This is a genomic window from Szabonella alba (assembly GCF_016765775.1).
GTDB lineage: Bacteria > Pseudomonadota > Alphaproteobacteria > Rhodobacterales > Rhodobacteraceae > Szabonella > Szabonella alba.
On sequence record NZ_JAESVN010000009.1, the window covers coordinates 94365 to 102429 of the forward strand.

The 8065-nt window shown below is 65.0% G+C and carries 6 protein-coding genes; 1 reads left to right on the forward strand and 5 read right to left on the reverse strand.

Going from position 1 to position 8065, the window contains the following annotated elements; all coding sequences use genetic code 11:
* On the reverse strand, window positions 1–2661 hold the full coding sequence (gene alaS / locus JL811_RS16715) for an alanine--tRNA ligase (protein ID WP_202689846.1): 2661 nt from the start codon (window positions 2659–2661) through the stop codon (window positions 1–3).
* 396 nt (window positions 2662–3057) lie between these two features.
* Window positions 3058–4128, reverse strand: coding sequence for a recombinase RecA (recA, locus tag JL811_RS16720; RefSeq protein ID WP_202689847.1), 1071 nt, complete (start codon window positions 4126–4128; stop codon window positions 3058–3060).
* A gap of 191 nt (window positions 4129–4319) precedes the next feature.
* Between recA and JL811_RS16725 the strand changes: the two genes are divergently transcribed.
* Window positions 4320–4916: a hypothetical protein gene (locus JL811_RS16725; protein ID WP_202689848.1), complete on the forward strand. Its 597-nt coding sequence runs from the start codon at window positions 4320–4322 to the stop codon at window positions 4914–4916.
* 254 nt (window positions 4917–5170) lie between these two features.
* Here JL811_RS16725 and JL811_RS16730 read toward each other — a convergent pair whose 3' ends face one another.
* From JL811_RS16730 to purM, 3 genes are all read right to left on the reverse strand, one after another.
* A complete protein-coding gene (locus JL811_RS16730) occupies window positions 5171–6151 on the reverse strand; it encodes a FliM/FliN family flagellar motor switch protein (RefSeq protein WP_202689849.1) in 981 nt (326 codons plus the stop codon).
* A 107-nt stretch (window positions 6152–6258) separates the two neighbouring features.
* The gene (gene purN, locus JL811_RS16735; protein WP_202689850.1) at window positions 6259–6849 is read right to left on the reverse strand and encodes a phosphoribosylglycinamide formyltransferase; all 591 of its coding nucleotides are present in this window, start codon (window positions 6847–6849) and stop codon (window positions 6259–6261) included.
* On the reverse strand, window positions 6846–7892 hold the full coding sequence (gene purM, locus JL811_RS16740) for a phosphoribosylformylglycinamidine cyclo-ligase (protein WP_202689851.1): 1047 nt from the start codon (window positions 7890–7892) through the stop codon (window positions 6846–6848). Before purM ends, purN begins: the two co-directional genes overlap by 4 nt.
* Window positions 7893–8065 lie beyond the last annotated feature (173 nt).

Consider the following 8065-nt stretch of genomic DNA (forward strand, 5'->3'; position numbering starts at 1 on the left):
TCACTTCCCCCCCAGAATGGCCTCGACCGCCGCAATGGCAGCCTCGGCGCCCGCAATATCCGCGCCACCCGCCTGCGCCATGTCGGGACGGCCACCGCCGCCCTTGCCGCCCATGGCCTCGGCCGCCGCGCGCACCAGCGTCACCGCCGACAGCGTATCGGTCAGATCCGGCGTGACCCCGGCCGCCACGGCGGGCTTCGCGCCGGTATCGGCGATCAGCAGCACCGCGCCGGACCCGACACGCGCCTTCATCTCATCCACCAGCCCGGGAAGATCCTTGCCCGCGACCCCCGTCATGACCTGCGCGATCAGCTTCACGCCACCGATCTCACGGATCTCGACGCCCGCCGCACCGCCGCCCGACATGGCCAGTTCACGGCGCAGTTGGGCGACCTCATTTTCCAGCTTGCGGCGTTCATCCAGCAGCGCCTTGGCGCGCCCTGCCAGTTCGTCAGGCGTGACCTTCAGCACCGCCGCCACCTCCTGCAACTGCCGGGTCTGCGCCTTGACATGGGCCAGCGCGCCCTCACCGGTCAGCGCCTCGATCCGCCGCACCCCGGCGGAAGAGGCCGAATCGCCCAGCAGCACGAAGATCCCGATCTGCCCGGTCCGCGCGACATGGGTGCCGCCGCAAAGCTCCAGACTGTAGGTCTGCCCGTCGGTGCCCTTGCCGGACCCATCCAGCATGCCCATGGACACCACGCGCACCTCATGGCCGTATTTCTCGCCGAACAGCGCCTGCGCGCCCAGGGCGCGGGCCTCATCCGGGGTCATGATACGCGTATCGACCACGCTGTTCTGGCGGATGAATTCATTCACCTCGGCCTCGACCTGCACCAGTTCCGCCGCCGACAGCCCCTGCGAATGCGAAAAGTCGAAGCGCAGCCGGTCGGGCGCGTTCAGCGATCCGCGCTGCGCCACATGATCGCCAAGCGCGCGGCGCAGCGCCTCATGCAGCAGATGCGTGGCGGAATGATTTGCGCGAATGGCTGAACGGCGGTCATGATCAACGCTCAGCGCCGCGCCCTGCCCCTTGGTGATCTCCCCCTCGACCACTTCGCCGATATGGATATGCAGGCCCTGACTTTTCTTCGTGTCGGTAATCCGCACAACAGCGCTGCCGCTGCGCAACAGGCCCGCATCACCCAGCTGACCACCCGATTCGGCATAGAAAGGCGTCTGGTTAAGGACGATTTGCACCGGCTCTCCGGCCTTGGCCGCCGCGATTTCAGCCCCGTCGCGCACCAGCGCAAGGATCTGCCCCTCGGCGGTTTCGGTGTCATAGCCCAGAAATTCTGTCGCACCCTCTGCCTCAGCAAGATCAAACCAGATCGCGGCATCGCTGGTTTCACCCGACCCGGCCCATGAGGCGCGCGCCTTGGCCTTCTGTTCGGCCATGGCCGCGTCGAAGCCGTCGGTATCGACGCTGCGGCCCTTTTCGCGCAGCGCGTCCTGCGTCAGATCCAGCGGGAAACCATAGGTGTCATACAGTTTGAAAGCCGCCGCCCCCGGCAGTTCCGCCCCTTCGGGCAGGCCCGACAGTTCATCATCCAGCAGTTTCAGGCCGCGATCCAGCGTCTGGCGAAAGCGGGTTTCTTCCAGCCGCAGGGTTTCCTCGATCAGCGCCTGCGCGCGGGACAGTTCGGGATAGGCCGACCCCATCTGGCGCACCAATGCCGGCACCAGACGGTGCATCACCGGATCCTGCGCACCCAACTGATGGGCATGGCGCATCGCGCGGCGCATGATCCGGCGCAGCACATAGCCGCGCCCCTCATTCGAGGGCATCACCCCGTCGGCGATCAGGAAAGAGGTCGAGCGCAGGTGGTCCGCGATCACCCGGTGATGGATGCGGCCCGGCCCGTCTGGGTCCTGACTGGTGGCATGGGCCGATGCCTCGATCAGCGCGCGCATCAGGTCTGTGTCGTAATTGTCATGCTTGCCCTGCAGCAGGGCGCCAATCCGTTCCAGCCCCATGCCGGTATCAATCGACTGCATCGGCAGCGGTTCCAGCCGCCCGTCGGCGAACTGTTCATTCTGCATGAAGACGAGGTTCCAGATCTCGATGAAGCGGTCACCATCCTCATCGGCGCTGCCGGGCGGGCCGCCCCAGATCTTGTCGCCATGGTCAAAGAAGATCTCGGTGCAGGGGCCGCAGGGGCCGGTCGGCCCCATGCGCCAGAAATTGTCATCCGTCGCAATGCGGATGATGCGGTCATCGGAGAGGCCCGCGACCTTTTTCCAGATATCCGCCGCCTCGTCATCGGTATGGTAGACCGTGACCAGCAACCGGTCCTTGGGAATGTCGAAATCGCGGGTCAGAAGCTCCCATGCGAAGGGGATCGCGTCGGATTTGAAATAATCACCGAAGCTGAAATTGCCCAGCATCTCAAAGAACGTATGGTGCCGCGCGGTATAGCCGACATTGTCGAGGTCATTATGCTTGCCGCCCGCCCGCACGCATTTCTGCGAGGTGGTGGCGCGGGAATAGTCGCGCGTCTCGGCGCCGGTAAAGCAGTTCTTGAACTGCACCATGCCGGAATTGGTGAACATCAGCGTCGGATCGTTGCGCGGGACCAGCGGGCTGCTGTCCACGATACGGTGGCCGTTGCGTTGAAAATAATTCAGGAAGGTGGAACGGATATCGTTCAGCGACGGCATTGGACGGGCCCCTTGGTCGGCGGATGGTCGGCAGGTCAGGCGGATGACAGCTCAGGCTTTCGGGGGTTGAGGTTTAACGGCGCGCAACCGCCCTGTCCACAAGCCTTTCCACCCAGCCGGATAGGCAGCGAAAAGGGGCGGATCGCCATGATCCGCCCCCCTTGGCATTGCTGCGCCCGCTGATTCTTTTGCCCGGTCACCTCTGCGCCCGGTCACAGCAGAACCCTGTCACTGCGGCGCCCAGTCTTTGCTGCGCCCGATCCTTGCTGCGACCGGTTACTGCTGCACAGGGGCACCGCTGCGCCCGGTGCGTCCCGGGCGCGTTCAGCCCTGCCGCTGGTCATCTCCCGATGGCAGCCCCGCCCTCCGGTTCCGGCGCAACGGGGCTCTGGGCGGTCACATATCGACCAGATCGCCGTCATTGCCCTCGGACATATGGAAATCCAGCCCATGCGAAGCACGGATCTTTTCCTCGATCGCATCGGCGACCGCCGGATTGGATTTCAGGAAGCTCTTGGCATTCTCACGTCCCTGACCGATCCGCTCATCCCCGTAGGAATACCAGGAGCCAGATTTCTCGACCACACCGGCCTTGACGCCCAGATCCAGCAATTCGCCGGTCTTGGAGATGCCTTCGCCATACATGATGTCGAATTCCACCTGCTTGAAGGGCGGGGCCACCTTGTTCTTGACGACCTTCACCCGGGTTGTGTTGCCGGTCACCTCATCACGTTCCTTGATCGCGCCGATGCGGCGGATATCCAGCCGGACCGAAGCGTAGAATTTCAGCGCATTGCCACCCGTCGTCGTTTCGGGGCTGCCGAACATCACACCGATCTTCATGCGGATCTGGTTGATGAAGATCACCATGCAGTTGGACCGTCCGATCGAGGCGGTCAGCTTGCGCATGGCCTGGCTCATCAGCCGGGCCTGACTGCCCATCTGCATATCGCCCATATCGCCCTCGATCTCGGATTTGGGCACAAGGGCTGCCACCGAATCGATCACGATCAGGCTGACCGCGCCCGAGCGCACCAGCGTATCCACGATCTCAAGCGCCTGTTCGCCGGTATCGGGCTGGCTGATCAGCAACTCATCCAGATTGACGCCCAGCTTCTTGGCATATTGCGGGTCCAGCGCATGTTCGGCATCGACAAAGGCGCAGACGCCGCCCTTTTTCTGTTCCTCGGCCACGACATGCAGTGTCAGCGTCGTCTTGCCCGAGCTTTCCGGCCCGTAGATTTCAATGATGCGGCCCTTGGGCAGCCCGCCGATCCCCAGCGCGATATCGAGACCCAGCGATCCGGTCGAGGTCGCCTCGACATCCATGATCGCGTTTTCCGAGCCGAGCTTCATGATCGAGCCCTTGCCGAACTGCCGCTCAATCTGGGCCAGCGCGCTTTCCAATGCTTTCGACTTGTCCATTTCGCGCTTGTCCTTCAATTCGAAAAGGTTCCCCACTGCCATTCTCCGTCCCCTTATTCCACAGCCACGCACGGGCGGCAATCCGGTTCGCGTTCCTGTGTTGTTCTCACACTTTTCAGATCAAAACAAGAACATTTACCAGGAACTTTCCGATCTCAGCTTTTGGCCAAAGACGTTAAGGGATAGTTTACGACGAAGGACGAAAACCGGGGCAAAGCGGAGGTCGGGACGGTATGTTGGTGTTCTGGGAGCAAGGTCTGGCCTTTCTGGCGACGCCAAAGACCGGGTCGACCGCCATCGAGGCGGCACTCGAATCGCTGTCGGCGGTGGTGGTGCAGCGCCCGCCGGTTCTGAAACATACCTCGGTGCGCCGCTTTCACCGCTTCCTTGGCCCCTATCTTGAGGTCGCTTCGGGCCGGCCTTTCGAAGTCTGCGCGATGATGCGCGAGCCGCGCGACTGGCTGGGCAGCTGGTATCGCTATCGTCAGCGTGAGGATGTGACCGATGCGGCCAAAAGCACCCGGGGCCTGAGTTTCGACCAGTTCGTGCAGGCCTATTGCGCCGCGGAACAGCCCGATTTCGCCGCTGTCGGTTCGCAATCGGTGTTTCTGGCCGAACGCAAGGGCAAGGGGGTCGATCACCTGTTCCGCTATGCCGATATCGGCGCCTTCGTGCATTTCCTTGAGGACCGGCTGGGATGTGCGATCCACCTGCCCCGGCTGAACGTCTCCCCCGAGGCGGAGCTGGAGCTTTCGGGCGCCACCATCGCCCTGATGGAGCGGGTCATGGCCGAGGATTTTGCGCTTTACGCCTCCATCCGGCGCGGTTGATCCGCAGGTCTCCGGGGTAGCGCCGGGTCCGCCTCAGGCACAGGCTGCGCGGATCCTTCCTGGCCGGATCCGGAAATAGCCCATCCGCGGCGACACCGCCCTGCCCCCGATACTCACCAGACAAGGCGATTGCAGTCAGGGCATCGCCTGCATATGCGCTGGGCGCGACGATGCCCCGGCCCGCGCAGGGGTAGCGCAAGGCCCGATCAACGCCCCGATCAACATGGGGGTCAAACCCTGCCTTCGTCATGCGGTCAGGTTCCGGTGCCCAGACGGCGCATATCCGCCTCCAGCGAGGCTGGCCCTGCGCCGCGTGCAATATTGTCCATCACTTCGCGGGCGGCAGGCCGGGAATCGGGGTTCAGACGCAGTGCGCGCTGGCCGCGTGACTGCCCCATCTTGCCCCCGGCAATGCGCAGCCCGTCCATGCCTTCCAGATCCACACGGTCGATTCGCGCCGATCCCAGCGGCAGCGAATCGCCGGGGCGCAGCGCCATCACACGGTCCAGCGGCAGGTGCAACCGGGCAATCACCGCTGTCAGGCGGACCTCGGCCTCTTCGACCTGAGCGGACAATGCGGCACGGAACAACAACGCCTGCGCCGCCGCCCCTGCCCCCGTCCCGACCACGGCCCCTGCCGGTATCTCGGGCTGACGCCCGCAGCCCATGGCAGGCAAGGCCAGGATCAACGCGCCCGATTTCTCGGCCTTGCCCAGAACCACCTCGGCCGTAAGGGTGCGATAGGCGATATCCTCCAGCAGCAGTCCCAAAGGGCGCGGATCCTCGATATGGGAGGTGATGCGGAACCCGTCAGTCCAGACCCGGTCAGGATCGGTCACAAGGGCGGCGGCAAGCCCCGCAAGGGCCGTGTCCAGCACGCCCGTCACCATGGCCGCATCGGTGCGGGTCGGACGGCGCGGCAGGGGGTCGGTTGCCGTCAGGCGGCCAAAGGTCTGCATCTCGATCAGCCCAGCCATCAGCCCCGGCCCGAGCACGATCAGTCCCAGCCCGCCCTTCGGCCCCTCCAGCATCGCGATCAGGGCGCGTTCCGGCAGGGTTTCCAGCAATTCGGCCAGTGACAGTTCTGCCAGACGGGGGCTGTCAAAGCGAAGTTCCAGCCCCATCGCCTCTTGCACCGCGCGGGCAAAGGCCAGTCGCCATGCACCCCCGGCCGCGCCGCCCTGCGGCCGGGGCTGCTGCTGGCCCGGCACGAGCTTTCTGCGGATCGCCTCCATCCCTGTCCCCGCTGCAAGTCACAGGGACATCCCCTGCCCTGACGGTTCTGGCAGAGCAGGATTGCCAAAGGCTTAACCGCGCCCGAACCGGCGCATCGAAGCCGCGATCAGCGCAGCAGCAGCGGGTCGCGATTGCCCGCAGCGAAACGGCGAAGAACGGCGGGGTAAAGCCGGTGTTCCTGCACCAGCACCCTTGCGGCAAGGCTTGCGGCATCGTCCCCCGGCAGAACCGGCACCCGCGCCTGCCCCAGCACGGGGCCCATATCCAGTTCCGCCGTCACCTCATGCACCGAACATCCCGCCTCGGCATCGCCTGCGGCAAGGGCGCGGGCATGGGTGTCAAGGCCGGGATATTTCGGCAAAAGCGAGGGGTGGATATTCAGCATCCGTCCCTGAAACCGCCGCACGAAATCCGGCGTCAGGATGCGCATGAAGCCCGCAAGGCACAGGATATCGGGTCGGGCCTGCAGGATCGGTTCCAGCAATGCCGCCTCAAAGCCCGCGCGATCCTTGCCAAAGGGGCGGTGATCGACCGCCGCCGTGGAAATCCCCATCCCTGCCGCCCGGGCCAGCCCCCCCGCCTGCGGGTCGTTCGAGGCTACCAGAACCGGGCGGCAGGGATGATCCCCCGCCATGTCCCGCGCCAGCGCCAGCATATTGGACCCACCCCCGGAAATCAGGATGGCAACCCGTTTCACAGCAGCTTGCCGCTGTAGATCACGCCCGCCCCCGGCACGACCTGCCCTATGCGCACAACCGTTTCCCCAGCGTCACGCAGCAGCGCCGTCAGCGCCTCGGCCCGGTCGGGCGAGACGACCAGCATCATGCCGATGCCGCAGTTGAAGGTCTTGAGCAGTTCTGGTTCAGTCATGCCCGCCGTTTCGGCCAGCCAGCGGAAGACGGGCGGCAGCGCCCAGGCGTCAAGGTCGATCTGGCAGGCCAGCCCTTCAGGCAGCACGCGGGGCGGGTTTTCGGTCAGCCCACCGCCGGTGATATGGGCCAGCGCATGAACGCCGCCCGCCCGCACCGCCGCCAGCGCCTGTTTCACATAAAGCCGCGTGGGTGCGAGCAGCGCCGCACCAAGGTTGCCCCCGTCCCACGGACAGGGCGCATCCCAGCCGAGACCCGAGATTTCAACCACCTTGCGCACGAAGGAATAGCCGTTGGAATGCACGCCGTTCGAGGCCAGCCCCAGCAGCACATCGCCCGACGCCACGCCCTGCGGCAGATCCGCGCCCCGCTCCATCGCGCCCACGGCGAAACCGGCAAGATCGAAATCGCCCTTGTGATACATGCCCGGCATTTCCGCCGTCTCACCGCCGATCAGCGCGCAGCCCGAGGCCTCACAGCCCGCAGCGATCCCGTTGATGATGCGCGTGGCCTCGTCAACATTCAGCTTGCCGGTCGCGAAATAGTCCAGAAAGAACAGCGGTTCTGCCCCTTGGCAGACCAGATCATTGACGCACATCGCGACCAGATCCACGCCGATCGTATCAACCTCACCCGTGTCGATGGCGATGCGCAGCTTGGTGCCCACCCCGTCGGTTGCCGCGACCAGAACCGGATCGCTATAGCCTGCGGCCTTGAGATCGAAGAGCGCGCCGAAGCCGCCCAGACCGGACATCGTGCCTGGCCGGGCCGTGCGTTTCGCGGCGGGCTTGATGCGTTCCACCAGCGCATTGCCTGCGTCGATATCCACGCCCGCATCCGCATAGGTGATGCCGTTCCTGCGATCGCTCATATCCAGCCCTCCGGGTTTCCCGCGCGGGGTAACGCAAGCGCGGTCCTTTGGCAATCGGCTGCGGTCCGGTGCGGCGGGGGATCAACGGGCCCCGTCCGACGCATTTCCGGGCCGGGATGACAGCGGCATGAGCGCGCAGGGGGGCGCTGCCCCCCTCTTTGGCTGCGCCAAAT